The organism is Mesorhizobium sp. B4-1-4 (assembly GCF_006439395.2).
Taxonomy (GTDB): domain Bacteria; phylum Pseudomonadota; class Alphaproteobacteria; order Rhizobiales; family Rhizobiaceae; genus Mesorhizobium.
On sequence record NZ_CP083950.1, the window covers coordinates 4,788,008 to 4,801,718 of the forward strand.

The window sequence follows — 13,711 nt, forward strand, 5'->3', positions numbered from 1 at the left end:
CTTCCTGTTTTTGTGGCTTGGATAGACCAGACAAGATGATCTGGGGAAAGCCATGAACTACACCAGGATGGTGATCGAGAAGGAAGCGCCGGAGGAGTACGGCTATGACCGTATCCGCTACAATCTCTCCGAAAGCTCGATCGCCGACCAGAAGCTCTCCGACATCGGCCTGTCGCTGCCTGACCTTACGCTCTTTTATGGCGAGCATCGCGGCGACAAGGAATTGCGTGCGCTGATCGCGGCGCAAGATGCCGGCATTTCGCCCGATGACGTGCTGGTCACCGCCGGGGCCGCCGGGGCGCTCTTCATCATCTCGACTTCGCTTTTGTCGGCGAGCGACCACCTCGTCGTCATCAGGCCCAACTATGCCACCAACATCGAAACCCCACGGGCGATCGGCTGCGCCATCAGCTTTGTCGATCTGGCCTTCGAGGACGGCTTTGCCATCGATGTCGAGGCCATCAAGGCGGCGATACGGCCGGACACCAGGCTGATCAGCGTCACCTGCCCGCACAACCCGACCGGCACGATGATGTCGCGCGCCGATCTCGATGCGCTGGTGGCGCTCGCCGACGCCAGCGCCTGCCATCTGCTGGTCGACGAGACTTATCGCGATTTGTCCTATGGCACGAGGCTGCCTTCGGCGGCCTCGCTCAGCCCGCGTGCCATCAGCGTCTCGTCGCTGTCGAAGGCCTTCGGCATTCCCGGCATCCGCATCGGCTGGCTGGTCACCAGGGATGCGGCACTTCAGGAGACGTTCCTCGCCGCCAAGGAGCAGATCGGCATCTGCGGCAGCGTCATCGACGAAGCCATTGCGCGTGGCATGCTGGAGCGGCGCGATATCTTCCTGGCGATGCTGCTGCCCGAAATGGCGAAGCGGCGCGACATCGTCCAGGCCTGGATCGACCGCGAGCCACTGGTCGACTGGGTGCGGCCAGAGGGCGGCGTCGTCGGCTTCCCGCGCCTCAATGTCGAGCCCGACTTCGACCTCGACCGATTCTATGCGAAGCTGCTGGAAAGCCACGGCACCTATGTCGGATCAGGCCATTGGTTCGAGATGCCGAAGCGCTTCTTCCGCGTCGGCTTCGGCTGGCCCGCGGAGGCGGAGCTGCGAGGCGGGCTAGATGCCATTTCGGCTGCCTTGCGTGGATGAACATGACGTGCGATCCGCCGGACAGGCCGGAAAATCCTTGATCCGGGATTGATTTTAACGCACATCCCGCCGCGAACTTTGCTAGAAGTTCCATTGGTCGGACCAGCGCCCGTCGTGGAAGTGCCCCGCCAGCATCGCATCGGCCCGAAAATCTGTTCCGATCTTCGGAAAGCACGATGCGAAAACCAACAGTGCTGGAGCGTACTTTGTGCGTTCGATTGGACACCCGTCGCTCCAGTGCCATCGCAACGGGGCTCTATTCATGACTGCCGCACAAACTTCGCCGGACCAGCGCTACGCCGCGTTTCGGCACCGTCCGTTCCTCAGCTACTGGACGGCACGCTTCCTCACCACCTTCGCGACCATGATCGTGTCGGTCGCCGTTGGCTGGCAGATTTATGACCTGACGCGCGATCCATTCGACCTCGGCATCGTCGGCATTGTCCAGTTCCTGCCGTCACTGCTTTTGGTGCTGGTCACCGGCGTCGTCGCCGATCGCTTCGGCCGTCGGCTGATCATGACGCTGTCGACGCTGATCGAGGCTGGTTGCGCATTGGCTCTGCTGTTCCTGACGCTTAACGTCCTTACCGGCCCGTTGCCGATCTTCGCCGTGCTCGTCGTGTTCGGAATTGCCCGCGCCTTCTATGGGCCGGCATCGTCGTCACTGTTCGCCAATCTCGTGCCGCAGGAGGATTTCGCCAACGCGATCGCCTGGAATTCGTCCGCCTGGCAGACGGCGACCATCATCGGTCCGGTTGCCGGCGGCCTGCTCTATGGCGTCTCGGCCGAAGTGGCTTACGCCACGGCGGCGATCCTGATGCTCGCCGCGGCGTTGCTCATCTTCACCATCCCGAAGCCCGCCCAGCAGACGTCGACCGACAAGCCCACCATGCAGACATTGTTTGCCGGCTTCCGTTATATATGGGGCGAGAAGATCGTGCTCGGCGCCATCTCGCTCGACCTTTTTGCCGTGCTTCTGTCCGGCGCCTCGGCGCTGCTGCCGGTCTATGCTCGCGACATTCTGGAACTTGGCCCCTGGGGACTCGGCTTGCTGCGTTCCGCGCCGGGCATTGGGGCCATTTGCGTCGCGGTGTGGCTGGCCGGACACCCGATCCGCAACCATGCCGGCCTCATCATGCTCGGCTTCGTGGCGGCGTTCGGTGCCTTCACCGTGCTGTTTGGCCTGTCGACCCTCACATGGCTGTCGATCGTGGCGCTTGCCTTCCTCGGCGCCACCGACATGTTCAGCGTCTACATCCGGGAGACGCTGATCCAGCTATGGACCCCGGACGCGGTGCGCGGGCGCGTCAACGCCGTCAACCAGGTTTTCGTCGGCGCTTCCAACGAGCTCGGCGAATTCCGCGCCGGCACCATGGCGGCGCTGATCGGCACCGTTCCGGCAGTCGTGATCGGCGGCGTCGGCGCCATCGCGGCAGCCGGCCTGTGGGCTTACCTGTTCCCTCAGCTGCGCAAGGTTCGTCACCTCAACGGCCGCAACTGACGCGCAGCGCCGTAAACCTACCGCACCGCCTGTCGACCAAAGATCATCCGCAAAAACTCGTCCAGCCAGCGCTTCAGATGCATGTCCCAGATCAGGCGGCCGCCGAGATGATCGCGGCCGGGCTGTGCGCCTGGCAGCTCGAAGCGGTGCGCGCCGCGCACCACCCAGCGCTGCATCATCACCCTTGTGAGTTCGCCGTGGAACTGGATGCCCCAGGCATTGTCGCCGTAGCGGAAGGCCTGGTTGGGATAGGTTTCCGCCGTCGCCAGCAAGGTCGCGTCCCTGGGCAGCGAAAAACCTTCGCGATGGAACTGGTAGACCATTTCGGGCCAGTGCATCAGCTTCTTGCCAGCCTCGGTGGCCGTGAGCGGATACCAGCCGATCTCGACCAGCCCTTCGCCGTGACCCTCGACCTTGCCGCCGAGATGATTGACCAGCATCTGCGCGCCAAGACAGATGCCGAGCAGCGGCCGGTTTTCCCGGAGCGGGACTTCGAGCCAACTGGTTTCGCGGCGGACGAACTCGTCCTCGTCATTGGCGCTCATCGGCCCGCCGAACACCACGGTGCCGGCATGGTGGTCCAGTGTTTCCGGCAGAACATCGCCCAGCGGCGGACGACGGATGTCGAGATCGAAACCCTCTTCGAGCAGCATATGGCCGACGCGTCCGGGGCTCGAATTCTCCTGATGCAGCACGATCAGAATTTTTGGCTTCGACCTCGTTGTGCGCGGCATCGGCAGGCGAATTCCCGTCTATTCGTCGCTCGACGTCCCACGGGCGCCCGGCGCCTGCGCCGCCGCCTTGCGGCGCGTCTCGATCCGGTCGTGGCGCTCGACGCCGATCAGCTCGGCGACGCGCCAGACCGTATTGTCCTCGAGCTCGTGCAGTTCGCCATCGGCATAAACGATCTCCCACATCAGGCCGATGAATGCCTTGCGTCCCTCGGCGTCGAGATGCCGCTTGAGCACGCTGGTGAAGGCATAGAGGTCGATCGCCTCATTGTCGGCGCGTTCGCCGGCGGCGGCGAGTGCTTCGAGTTCGACGCCGCTGATCGAATAGGTCTGCGCCAGCACCGCCTTGAAGCGCTCCCATTCGACATCCTGGCGCACGCCGTCGGCATTCATCACATGATAGAGCAGTGCCGATGCGGCAACGCGCGGATCATCCGCGCTCGGGCGGACCCCGGCGCCGGTCGGCAATTCCCTGAGAAACGACAGCACGCGCTCGAACATCAAATCCATTCCCAAACGGCCAGACGATTGGCCCAGATCAAAACAACCGGAACCGGCGCGGTGACTTTCCCGCCTCGTCGTCCGGATCGACGCCCGGATCGTCCGGCAACCGCGTCAGCTCTTCCGCCGGCTCGACGGCCTCGGCACCAGCCGGCACCGCCGCGAACGCCGCGGCGGTCACAGGGGTGACATGGTCGTCGCGGCTTTCGGTTTCCTTGCTTGTCGCCTCGTTGGCCTGGGCGACATGATCGATGACGTCGATCGGCTTTTCCGGCACCGGTTTGGCTGGCGCCTCGATTGCCGCGACCGCTCCATCCGGCGCGTCGTCGTGGCTGTCGATCAGCTGGCCGAGGCGCTCCATCGGGGCGCGCCACTCGAAGGCGTCGAGCCGGCCGGTGATGGGCGATACCGGCGCCCAACGTTCCGAAACCACGCCGTCCGCCACCCAGGCCGGGTCGCGCGGCGCCCGCACTGCCTTGGAGAGCAGCTGCCTGACCTTGCCCTGGTCACCGGTCTCGGCTTCCTCGATATCGGCGAGGAGCAGATACGCGCCCTCGCGCCGGTCCATCCGGATCGCGGCCTCGGCCTCGCGGCGGGCGGTGGCGAAATCCTGCGCATCGAGTGCCGCGCGCGCCACTGTCATCGATGATTCGGCGTGGTTCTTCTTCATCTCCTGCAGCTTCTTGGCCCGGTTGAGCCGGTCGAGCACGGCGTCACCCGGCCGCGCATGGGTGTAGAGCTCGGCGACCTCGGGATGCGGCTCGGCCCGCCAAGCCGTTTCCAGGATCTTTGATCCCTTGCGCACGTCGTTCTGCTTGAACAGCGCCGCGGCTGCGGCGACAGCGGCAGGCGCGAAATCCGGCCGCAGTCTGTTGGCCTCGATTGCCGCTGTCCGGGCGGCAGCGGGATCGCTGTCGGCGAGCGACTGCGCCTTGGCGGTCAACAGCACGGCGCGGCGGCGGGCGGCTGCGTCGCGTTCGATCTGCCGCGTCGACTTCTGCGCCTCCACCAATTTCAGGGCACCGTCCCAGTCGCCGCGCGCGGTCAGCTCCTCCAGCGTCGATTCGGCGGCCCAGGCCAGTTGCGGCGCCATCACCGCGGCACGGCCGGCATAATGCCGGGCGGCGTTGCGGTCGCCCAGCCGTTCAGCTTCGAGATAGAGTCCACGCAGCCCGAGCAGACGCATTTCAGGATCGTCGAGCATGCTCTCGAATTTCTGCCGCGCGCCTTCATGATCGCCTTCGAGCAGCGATGCCTGCGCCTCGAGCAGATGGATCAGCGGCTCCTGGTCGGAGCGGATCAGCTTGGCTGCTTCCTTGGTCTTCTTGCGGGCCAGCGCGCCGTCGCCGGCGCCGGCGGCGATCATGCCGGTCGACAGGGCCTGATAGCCACGGTCGCGACGGCGCACGCGGAAATAGCGCGAGATGGTGTAAGGGCTGTTCCACAGCGACCTGATCAGCCACCACAGGATCATCACCGCGGCGACGACAGCGACGATGGCCACCGCCGCCACCATCAGGCTGACCTGGTACTGGTAGCCGTTGAAGGTGACGACCATGTCGCCCGGCCGGTCGGCAAGCCAGGCAAAGCCCAGCCCAAGCGCGAAAACGACGATGAGGAAGGCGAGCAGGCGGATCATCGTATTGCCCTCATGCCTTCATCGCGCCGGAGATCAGCGCGTCGACCTGGGTTTCGACCTCGATGCGCGCCTTCAGTTTGCCGGCAAAATCGGCGCCGGCGGCCTTCGCGGCTTCCGGCAGTGCGTTGTATTCGCTGAGCGCCTTGGCATAGTCGCCCTGATTGACCGCCACTTCCATGCGCGCCACAGTTTCAGGCGCGCCGGGACCCTGGACGGCGCCGATCGGCCGGACCTTGACCAGCGATTCGGCGCTCGACATCAGGCTCTGCAGAAAGCCGGCGTTCTGGTCGACAGGCGTCGCGGCGGCGACCATGGCATTGGCGGCGGCGTCCATCTGCGAGGCGATCTCGGTGCGGGTCGGAACCCCCTTTTCGGCATAGGGCCGCAAGGCCGCCAGTTGCGACGCATTGGGCGAAATCGCGGCCAGCGTATCGAGTTCGGTCGCGAACGGAGCGCCACGGTCGAGCGCCGCCTTCAGCGCCGAGGCGGCGATGGCGAGCGCGATCTTCGGCTGTCCGGCTTGCGCCTCGACCTTGCCGGAAAGCTGCGACACCGATTGCTCCAGCGCGGCGAGCCGGCCTTCCTGCGCCTTCGCCGCCTCGTCGGTCGACTTCACCAGCGCATCGAGACCCGCCAGCTTTTCGTTGAGCGGGCCGAGATCGACCGGTGCCGTACTGCCGGCCTTGCCAAGAGCGGTGACCGCCGTTTCGATCTGCTTGACCTTGTCGCCGAGTGCGGCAAGCCCGGCGCTGTCACCCGCGCCGCCCTGTGCGACCGTCGATTTCAACGTCGCGACATCGCTCTTGACCTGATCGAGTGCGGCCGACAGGCCGTCAACCTTGGCCGAGGCGTCGCCGCCGCCCGCTTCCTTCATGCCGGCGATTTCAGACTTCAGCGAGGCGATCTGGCCGTTGACTCCGTCGAGTGAAACACCAGCGCCTGAACCCGGCGCGCCGAGCAGGCCGGCGAACTGCAGGCCGCCGGCGCCGACCAGTGCGATGACACCCCCGATGATGCCGGCAGCGATGCCGTTGACGCCACCACGCTTCGGCTGTGCCGCCATCGGTTCGCTCCTTGCCTCAGTTTTTCCGGCAGCCGCCTTGGTCTCGCCGGCCTTCGTGCTTGCGTCCTCAAAGCCGTAATCGAAAGGCTTCGCGGGCGGCGCCTCCGAACCGGGGTAAGGCATCTCCGGTTCCGCGGCTTTGGTCGCCGGCGCATCCGCTCCGGCCTGCCCCGTGGCGTCGGCATGCTCCCAAGGTTCGAGATCGGTCTGGTCGGCATGCACCGGCTCTTCCGGAGCCTCCGGCTGCGAGGCGTTCGCGGCCTCCTCGGCCTTCGCCTCGTCGGTCTGGGCCGCGTCCTTGGCGGCATCCTCGTCGACGATGCGGGACACGGCGCCGGGCTCGAGATCGATGGTCACCGGCTCGCGGCGGCTTTTCGAGTGTCGCATCTTCGGCGTCTTGACCATGCCTGGGCTCCGCAAAATTCGCTTCGTCTCAACGCCTGGTGGCGCGTGATGGTTCAGAAGGGTCTAGCACATCACCAAGCGGTGAAAAGGGGCGGTGTGATGACGCGGGTCACGGCCGCTCCGGCAAAAGCGCCAGCATTGCCTCCTCGTCGGGTCGTGCGGCAATGCGAATTGACTTGCCGGCGCTGTCGGCGAAGGCAGCGGCGATACGCGCGGAAAGCGCGAAAACCCTTGTTTTTTCAAAGAGCCCTTTCAATGCGGATCTTGCGGCCAGCACCTGCAACGCGACAGCCGCCTTGGCCGAATAAAGCAGCACCGCGTCGACCGGCTCGCCGGACAGCCGCGCCAGAATGGTCTCGTCCGAATACGGCACCGGGAACGTATCGTATGTTTCGACCGCGCGAACCCGCACTCCAGCCGCCTCCAACCGCTGTTCGAACATTGGAAACCGCACGCGTCCGCAGAGATAGACGACGGTTTTGCCGGGAAACGCCGCCACAATGCCGTCGGCAAGCGACTCGGCATCGCCGGAACCCTCAAAGACCGACAGGAGCCCCGCCTTGCGTGCGGCTTCCGCCGTCCTCGTTCCGACGGCATGGCACGGCAGAGCGGCAAGCGCAGCCATCATCTCCTTTGGGGCATGGCGCACGGCATTGGCGCTGGTCACGGCAACGGCGACAGCGTCATCTGCAACCAGCCGGGCATCGGCAGGCAAAGCCACCGTTTCGGTCAGGGGCAGGAGAACCGGCTGAAAACCTTTATCCTGAAGCCGCCGCGCCGTGCGCGATGCGCCCGGTTCCGGTCTGGTCACCAGGACGCGAAGCATTTTCAGAGCCAGCCGTCGAAGAACTTTTCGCCGGCCTTGGCCCGCACCGTCCGCGCCGCCTCATCGCCGATGCGGACGGCATCCTGCGCTGCCCCCTGCAGCTCGACCGCGTGCGACTGGGTACCATCGGGCGAAATGATCAGACCGGAAAAGGAGAGTTTTCCGGCCGTGATCGCCGCGTAGCCGGCGATCGGCGTGCGGCAGGAGCCGTCGAGCGCCGCCAGGAAAGAGCGTTCGCAGGCCAGCGCCTGACCGGTCGGCACGTCATGGATGGCCAGCAGCATCTTCTCGACCTCGCGGTCGCCGATGCGCGTCTCGACGCCGATCGCGCCCTGGCCGGGCGCCGGCGGAAAGATGTCGAGCGGCATCAGGTCGGTGATCACATGGTCGAGGCCGAGCCGCTTCAGCCCGGCATAGGCAAGGATGGTGCCTGCGGCGACGCCTTCATCGAGCTTGCGCAGCCGCGTCTGCACATTGCCGCGGAACATCACCACGTCGAGATCCGGCCGCATGCGGCGGATCAGCGCCTGCCGCCTGAGCGACGACGAGCCGACCGTCGCGCCGCGCGGCAGCTCAGCGATGCTCTTCGCCGCCTTGCCGACAAAGGCATCACGGGCATCCTCGCGCGGCAGGAAGGCGGAGAGTTCCAGACCTTCGGGCAGTTGCGTCGGCATGTCCTTCGACGAATGCACGGCGATGTCGATCGCGCCGGCGAGCAGCGCCTCCTCGATCTCCTTGGTGAACAGGCCCTTGCCGCCGGCCTCAGACAGCGGCCGGTCCTGGATGCGGTCGCCGCTGGTCGAGATGACGACGATTTCGAAGGCTTCCGCCGGCAGGCCATGAGCGGCCATCAGCCGCGCCTGTGTCTCATGCGCCTGCGCCAAGGCCAGCGGGCTGCCGCGTGTTCCGATTTTCAAGATTGTTTGCATGGCGCGCGGTCCGTGATAACCCCCGGCTGGCTTTGCGTTTCCGGGCACTCTCCTAACGAGGAACGCCCGGACATACAATCTCTGGAGACAGCGACGAATTGATCCGCGTTCTGGGCATTGAGACGAGTTGCGACGAGACCGCCGCCAGCGTCGTGGCGCTGGAGGGCGACGCCGCGCCGAAAATCCTCTCCAACGTGGTGCTCAGCCAGATAGAGGAACATGCCGCGTTCGGCGGTGTCGTGCCCGAGATCGCCGCACGCGCCCATGTCGAGGCGCTGGACGGCATCGTCGAGGCCGCCCTTGCCGATTCGGGCACGGCCCTCGCCGATATCGATGCCATCGCCGCCACCGCAGGTCCCGGCCTCGTCGGCGGCCTGATCGTCGGGCTGATGACGGCCAAGGCTATCGCCGCGGCGGCAGGCAAGCCGCTGATCGCCATCAATCACCTCGAAGGCCATGCCTTGACGGCCCGGCTGACCGACGGGCTCGAGTTCCCCTACCTGCTGCTGCTGGTCTCCGGCGGCCACACGCAGATCCTGGCCGTGCGCGGTGTCGGCGACTACCAGCGCTGGGCCACCACCATCGACGATGCGCTCGGCGAAGCCTTCGACAAGACGGCCAAGATGCTCGGCCTGCCCTATCCCGGTGGGCCGAATGTCGAGAAGGCGGCGGTATTGGGCGACGCAACACGCTTTGCCTTCCCCCGTCCGATGAAGGGCTCGGCGCAGCCCGACTTTTCCTTCTCCGGGCTGAAAACTGCCGTGCGCCAGGCCGCGACGGCGATCGAGCCGCTCAGCGATCAGGATGTCGCCGACATCTGCGCCTCGTTCCAGGCGGCGGTCGCCGATGCCCTGGCCGACCGCGTTTCTCGCGCACTGAAGCGGTTCGGCGAAACATTTCCCGGCACCAAGCAGCCCGCATTGGTCGTTGCCGGCGGCGTCGCCGCCAACCGTACGATCAAGGCGACGCTGGAGCGGCTTTGCGCGGAGGCCGGTTTCGCCTTCGTCGCGCCGCCGCTGCAGCTGTGCACCGACAATGCGGCGATGATCGCCTGGGCCGGCATCGAACGGCTGCGCGAGGGCCTGGCGCAGGAGAACGGCTTCGATTTCGTGCCGCGCTCGCGCTGGCCGCTGGACAGCATCTCGGCGCCGATGGTCGGCTCCGGCCGGCGCGGAGCCAAGGCATGACTGGTGTGGCAATGAGCGGCCAAGCGATAGGCGGTCAGGCGACAAGTAATCCGGGCAAAAGCGGATGGCGTCTCACTGTGCTCGGCGGCGGTGCTTGGGGCACTGCGCTGGCGCTGGCTATGCTGCGCGCCGGCCATTCGGTGCGCCTGTACGCGCGCGACCCGCAAACCGTCGCCGCGATCGGCCGTGGCGAGAACCCGCGCTATTTACCCGGTATAGCCATCGCGCCCGGCATCGAGGCGACGAGCGACATCGAGACGGCACTCGCCGGCGCCGATTGCGTGCTGGCGGTGACGCCGGCGCAGTCGCTGCGAGCGACGCTGGCGGCGGCGAAAGACCATATGCCGGACGGCATCCCGCTTGTGCTCTGCGCCAAGGGCATCGAGCGCGACACTGGCGCCCTGCTGTCGGCAATTGTCGAAGAAATCCTGCCGCGAAATCCGGTCGCGGCATTGTCCGGCCCGAGCTTCGCAACCGACGTCGCCCGTGGCCTGCCGACAGCGGTGGTTGTCGCCGCCCGTGACGAGATGCTGGCCGCCGACCTTGCCGCCCGCTTTTCCGCCGAGAACCTGCGCTGCTATTCGAGCAGCGACCTGATCGGCGTCGAGATCGGCGGCGCCTTGAAGAATGTCTTCGCCATTGCCGCCGGCGCGGTGACCGGGGCCGGGCTCGGCGCCAGCGCCCAGGCCGCCATGGTGACGCGCGGCTTCGTCGAACTGCGCCGTATCGGTGCCGCCTTCGGCGCCAGGCCCGAGACCTTGATGGGGCTTTCCGGCCTTGGCGACCTGCTGCTCACCTGCTCGTCGGCGCAATCGCGCAATTTCGCCTACGGGCTGGCGCTTGGGCAAGGCAAGACGCTTTCCGGATTGCCGCTGGCCGAGGGCGTGCCGACGGCGGCGATCGCCGCCCGCATCGCCGTCGGGCGTGGCATCGACGCGCCGATCATTTCCGCCGTCGCCGCCATACTGGACGGCAAGGTGACCATAGACCAGGCCGTGACGGCGCTGATGACACGGCCGCTGAAAACCGAAACCAAGGACTGAACCATCCGGAGTTAGAGAGCATGCTGTTTGCGTTGATTTGCAAGGACAAGCCTGGCAGCCTGCAGCTGCGCGTCGATACAAGGCCGGCGCACGCGGCGTTTCTGGAAGGCCTGATCAGCGAAGGGAGGCTTGCCTTTGCGGGCCCCTTCCTCGACTCCGACGGCAAGCCGGACGGCAGCTTGGTGATGATCGAAGCGCCTGATATGGCCGGCGCGCAAGCCCTCGCGGCAACCGACCCCTATGCCAAGGCCGGTCTGTTCGAAAGCGTCGAGATCCGTGCGTGGAACTGGGTCTTCAAGAAGCCTGCGAGTGAATGATTGTTTGGTCGCGCAACCCCTCGTCGGGCAGGGTGCGGGGGCAGCGCCGACGCTATGGCGATATACTGTGACAACGGTAAGGAACCCCTGAGATGAACTACTGGCTGTTCAAGTCCGAACCCTCGGTCTTCTCCTTCGAGGCGCTGAAGGCCAAGGGCAAGGCCGGCACGCAATGGGACGGCGTGCGCAACTACGCCGCCCGCAACAACATGAAGGCCATGCAGATCGGCGATCTCGGCTTCTTCTACCATTCCAATGAAGGGCTGAACGTGGTCGGCATCGCCGAGGTCTGCGCGCTGGCCCACCCAGACACCACATCGGACGACCCGCGCTGGGAGTGTGTCGACATCCGGGCCTTCAAGGACGTGCCGACCCCGCCGACGCTGGCGGAGATCAAGGCCAATCCGAAGCTTGCCGACATGGCGCTGGTGCGGCTTGGACGGCTTTCCGTGCAGCCGGTGACCCCGGCGGAATGGAAGGAAGTCTGCCGCATGGGCGGCCTGACACCTGCCCCGTGACGGTGCTCACCCCGCACAGCGCCAGGCAGTTCATCCTCGACAACACGGCGCTGATGGCGCCGCCGCACGTGCCCGAGATCCTGCTTCATCTTGCCGATGAGGCGCACGATCTGTGGCTGCGGACCGAGGACGAGCTGGTCGAGATCGGACTGCCGCCGCCCTTCTGGGCCTTCGCCTGGGCCGGCGGCCAAGGCCTTGCCCGCTATGTCATCGACAGTCCCGGCGCGGTGCGGGGCAAGCGCGTGCTCGACTTCGCCTCGGGATCAGGCCTCGTCGCCATCGCCGCCGCCAAGGCAGGCGCGGCCGGGGTAACCGCCGCCGACATCGATCCGTTCAGCGAGACCGCGGTCCGCCTCAATGCACAGGCCAATGGCATCGAAATCGAATTCCTCGACACCGACTGCATCGGCGCCGATATGGGTTGGGACGTCGTGCTGGCCGGCGACGTCTTCTACGACAAGCCTTTCGCCGACCGGCTGATGCCTTGGTTTTCGGCGCTCAAACAGCGTGGCGCCGAGATTCTGGTCGGCGATCCCGGGCGGTCCTATCTGCCACGATCGGGACTGGAGCCGCTCGGCGTCTACGAAGTTCCGGTGACGCGGGCGCTCGAGGACGCCGAGATCAAGCGCACGACAGTCTGGCGACTTGCTTGACGCCGCCGCCGAACAGGCGTTTCCATGAATCCGAATCGGAGGGGAACTCATGGATTTTTCCGCAGTGAACTGGCTGGCGGTGATCGCCGGCGCCATCGTCGCATGGCTGTTCGGCGCCGCCTGGTACATGGCTTTGAGCAAGCCCTGGCTGAAGGCCGCCAAACTCGACCCGGCGACGATGAAGAGATCGCCGCTGCCTTTCGTCATCAGCTTCATCGCCGAACTGGTCATGGCCTGCATCATGGCGCTGGTTGTCGGAGCGATGACCGGGGGCGAGCCGACATTGCTGGCCGGGCTTGTCTTCGGCTTCGTACTTTGGCTCGGTTTCGTCGCCACGACGCTTTCGGTCAACCACCGCTACGAGAATTTCGGCTGGGACCTGACCCTTATCGATGGCGGCCACTGGCTGGGCGTGCTGTTGATCATCGGCGCGGTGATCGGTTGGTTCGGCGCCGCGGCAGGCTGAACGGATGACGGTACATTGACGATGGCAGATGAGTCCGGATTTCCGCGCGACCTGGTGTTCACCCGGATCTGCCACGTCAAGCAGGGCTATGACGACCGGCGCCGCCACATTGTCCGTGAGTTCGAGCGGCGCGGCGTGCCCGTCTACTTCTACACCGACTGGGACCGGCCGGATATCACACCGGAGATTCGCGACGAGTTGATCGCCCCAACCTTTACCCACCCGGCGGCCGTCTCGCTGGCGCTGAAACATGTCGGCATCTGGCGCGATTTCCTCGAGACCGACCTACCCTATTGCCTGGTCTTCGAGGATGACGTCTTCCTCGCTCGCGGCTTCGTCACCAAATTCCGGCAGGGGCTGGCCGAGCTCGGCGACCCCGCGCGCAAGGCCGTCATCTATCTCGGCAATGGCAGCAACTACTACACGCCGAGCTGGAAATTGCGCAGGGGTCAAAGGCTCTATCCCGCATTGCATGCCAGATGCGCCGACTCCTACCTCATCACCCGCCCAGTCGCCGAAGCCCGTTGCGCCTGGATCGCCCGCAATAAGATATCTACGGGAATCGACCACCAGATCGAACGGATGGACGAAGAACTGGGGGTCGAAATGTTGTGGTTTGAGCGGCCTATCGCCGAACAGGGCAGCGAAAACGGCACCTTCCACACTTCCGTTGCCGGCAAACCACACCCGCTTCTGTATAAGAAATTGCAGTGGAACTGGAAAAAATACACCCGCATGATCTTCGGCCACAACGCCCGGTCGTGAGCGAAGGGTTGGCC

General features: G+C 65.6%; 15 protein-coding genes. 9 read left to right on the forward strand and 6 right to left on the reverse strand.

Annotated features, from left to right (window positions below; translation table 11 throughout):
• Positions 1–52: 52 nt before the first annotated feature.
• Entirely contained in the window at positions 53–1,153 is a 1,101-nt protein-coding gene (locus FJW03_RS23030; protein WP_140766803.1) for an aminotransferase class I/II-fold pyridoxal phosphate-dependent enzyme, read from the forward strand.
• A 262-nt stretch (positions 1,154–1,415) separates the two neighbouring features.
• The gene (locus FJW03_RS23035) at positions 1,416–2,654 is read left to right on the forward strand and encodes an MFS transporter (protein WP_140766804.1); all 1,239 of its coding nucleotides are present in this window, start codon (positions 1,416–1,418) and stop codon (positions 2,652–2,654) included.
• Between the two features lie 17 nt (positions 2,655–2,671).
• Here the strand turns inward: FJW03_RS23035 and FJW03_RS23040 are convergent, their stop codons facing one another.
• From FJW03_RS23040 to hemC, 6 genes are all read right to left on the reverse strand, one after another.
• Complete coding sequence (locus tag FJW03_RS23040; protein ID WP_140766805.1) at positions 2,672–3,388, reverse strand: glutamine amidotransferase; 717 nt, start codon at positions 3,386–3,388, stop codon at positions 2,672–2,674.
• Between the two features lie 18 nt (positions 3,389–3,406).
• The gene (locus tag FJW03_RS23045; protein ID WP_140766806.1) at positions 3,407–3,886 is read right to left on the reverse strand and encodes a TerB family tellurite resistance protein; all 480 of its coding nucleotides are present in this window, start codon (positions 3,884–3,886) and stop codon (positions 3,407–3,409) included.
• A 37-nt stretch (positions 3,887–3,923) separates the two neighbouring features.
• On the reverse strand, positions 3,924–5,525 hold the full coding sequence (locus tag FJW03_RS23050; RefSeq protein ID WP_140766807.1) for a heme biosynthesis protein HemY: 1,602 nt from the start codon (positions 5,523–5,525) through the stop codon (positions 3,924–3,926).
• Positions 5,526–5,535: 10 nt separating this feature from the next.
• Entirely contained in the window at positions 5,536–6,993 is a 1,458-nt protein-coding gene (locus FJW03_RS23055) for a COG4223 family protein (protein ID WP_140766808.1), read from the reverse strand.
• 109 nt (positions 6,994–7,102) lie between these two features.
• Positions 7,103–7,819, reverse strand: a complete 717-nt coding sequence (locus FJW03_RS23060) for a uroporphyrinogen-III synthase (protein WP_140766809.1) — start codon at positions 7,817–7,819, stop codon at positions 7,103–7,105.
• Positions 7,820–7,821: 2 nt separating this feature from the next.
• Complete coding sequence (gene hemC / locus FJW03_RS23065; protein WP_140766810.1) at positions 7,822–8,748, reverse strand: hydroxymethylbilane synthase; 927 nt, start codon at positions 8,746–8,748, stop codon at positions 7,822–7,824.
• A gap of 101 nt (positions 8,749–8,849) precedes the next feature.
• On the opposite strand from hemC, the gene tsaD reads away from it, so the two are divergent.
• The 7 genes from tsaD to FJW03_RS23100 all read left to right on the forward strand — a co-directional run bounded on the left by tsaD (position 8,850) and on the right by FJW03_RS23100 (position 13,697).
• The gene (gene tsaD, locus FJW03_RS23070; RefSeq protein WP_181173346.1) at positions 8,850–9,935 is read left to right on the forward strand and encodes a tRNA (adenosine(37)-N6)-threonylcarbamoyltransferase complex transferase subunit TsaD; all 1,086 of its coding nucleotides are present in this window, start codon (positions 8,850–8,852) and stop codon (positions 9,933–9,935) included.
• Positions 9,932–10,978 (forward strand): NAD(P)H-dependent glycerol-3-phosphate dehydrogenase, encoded by a 1,047-nt coding sequence (locus FJW03_RS23075; RefSeq protein WP_413466438.1) that lies wholly within the window; start codon positions 9,932–9,934, stop codon positions 10,976–10,978. Before tsaD ends, FJW03_RS23075 begins: the two co-directional genes overlap by 4 nt.
• Before the next feature lie 20 nt (positions 10,979–10,998).
• Positions 10,999–11,295, forward strand: a complete 297-nt coding sequence (locus tag FJW03_RS23080) for a YciI-like protein (protein ID WP_140612493.1) — start codon at positions 10,999–11,001, stop codon at positions 11,293–11,295.
• Between the two features lie 92 nt (positions 11,296–11,387).
• Complete coding sequence (locus FJW03_RS23085) at positions 11,388–11,813, forward strand: EVE domain-containing protein (protein WP_140766812.1); 426 nt, start codon at positions 11,388–11,390, stop codon at positions 11,811–11,813.
• On the forward strand, positions 11,768–12,466 hold the full coding sequence (locus FJW03_RS23090) for a class I SAM-dependent methyltransferase (protein ID WP_181165723.1): 699 nt from the start codon (positions 11,768–11,770) through the stop codon (positions 12,464–12,466). Before FJW03_RS23085 ends, FJW03_RS23090 begins: the two co-directional genes overlap by 46 nt.
• A 49-nt stretch (positions 12,467–12,515) precedes the next feature.
• Complete coding sequence (locus tag FJW03_RS23095) at positions 12,516–12,932, forward strand: DUF1761 domain-containing protein (protein WP_140766813.1); 417 nt, start codon at positions 12,516–12,518, stop codon at positions 12,930–12,932.
• A gap of 21 nt (positions 12,933–12,953) precedes the next feature.
• On the forward strand, positions 12,954–13,697 hold the full coding sequence (locus tag FJW03_RS23100) for a glycosyltransferase family 25 protein (protein WP_140766814.1): 744 nt from the start codon (positions 12,954–12,956) through the stop codon (positions 13,695–13,697).
• Positions 13,698–13,711: the final 14 nt, after the last annotated feature.

Bases quoted from the DNA above. Each gene is read 5' to 3' on its own strand.
- hemC (WP_140766810.1), bottom strand. From the start codon at position 8,748: ATGCAAACAATCTTGAAAATCGGAACACGCGGCAGCCCGCTGGCCTTG.
- FJW03_RS23060 (WP_140766809.1), bottom strand. From the start codon at position 7,819: ATGCTTCGCGTCCTGGTGACCAGACCGGAACCGGGCGCATCGCGCACG.
- FJW03_RS23055 (WP_140766808.1), bottom strand. From the start codon at position 6,993: ATGGTCAAGACGCCGAAGATGCGACACTCGAAAAGCCGCCGCGAGCCG.
- FJW03_RS23090 (WP_181165723.1), top strand. From the start codon at position 11,768: ATGGAAGGAAGTCTGCCGCATGGGCGGCCTGACACCTGCCCCGTGACG.
- FJW03_RS23085 (WP_140766812.1), top strand. From the start codon at position 11,388: ATGAACTACTGGCTGTTCAAGTCCGAACCCTCGGTCTTCTCCTTCGAG.
- FJW03_RS23045 (WP_140766806.1), bottom strand. From the start codon at position 3,886: ATGTTCGAGCGCGTGCTGTCGTTTCTCAGGGAATTGCCGACCGGCGCC.
- FJW03_RS23080 (WP_140612493.1), top strand. From the start codon at position 10,999: ATGCTGTTTGCGTTGATTTGCAAGGACAAGCCTGGCAGCCTGCAGCTG.
- FJW03_RS23030 (WP_140766803.1), top strand. From the start codon at position 53: ATGAACTACACCAGGATGGTGATCGAGAAGGAAGCGCCGGAGGAGTAC.
- FJW03_RS23040 (WP_140766805.1), bottom strand. From the start codon at position 3,388: ATGCCGCGCACAACGAGGTCGAAGCCAAAAATTCTGATCGTGCTGCAT.
- FJW03_RS23035 (WP_140766804.1), top strand. From the start codon at position 1,416: ATGACTGCCGCACAAACTTCGCCGGACCAGCGCTACGCCGCGTTTCGG.
- FJW03_RS23050 (WP_140766807.1), bottom strand. From the start codon at position 5,525: ATGATCCGCCTGCTCGCCTTCCTCATCGTCGTTTTCGCGCTTGGGCTG.
- FJW03_RS23095 (WP_140766813.1), top strand. From the start codon at position 12,516: ATGGATTTTTCCGCAGTGAACTGGCTGGCGGTGATCGCCGGCGCCATC.
- FJW03_RS23075 (WP_413466438.1), top strand. From the start codon at position 9,932: ATGACTGGTGTGGCAATGAGCGGCCAAGCGATAGGCGGTCAGGCGACA.
- FJW03_RS23100 (WP_140766814.1), top strand. From the start codon at position 12,954: ATGGCAGATGAGTCCGGATTTCCGCGCGACCTGGTGTTCACCCGGATC.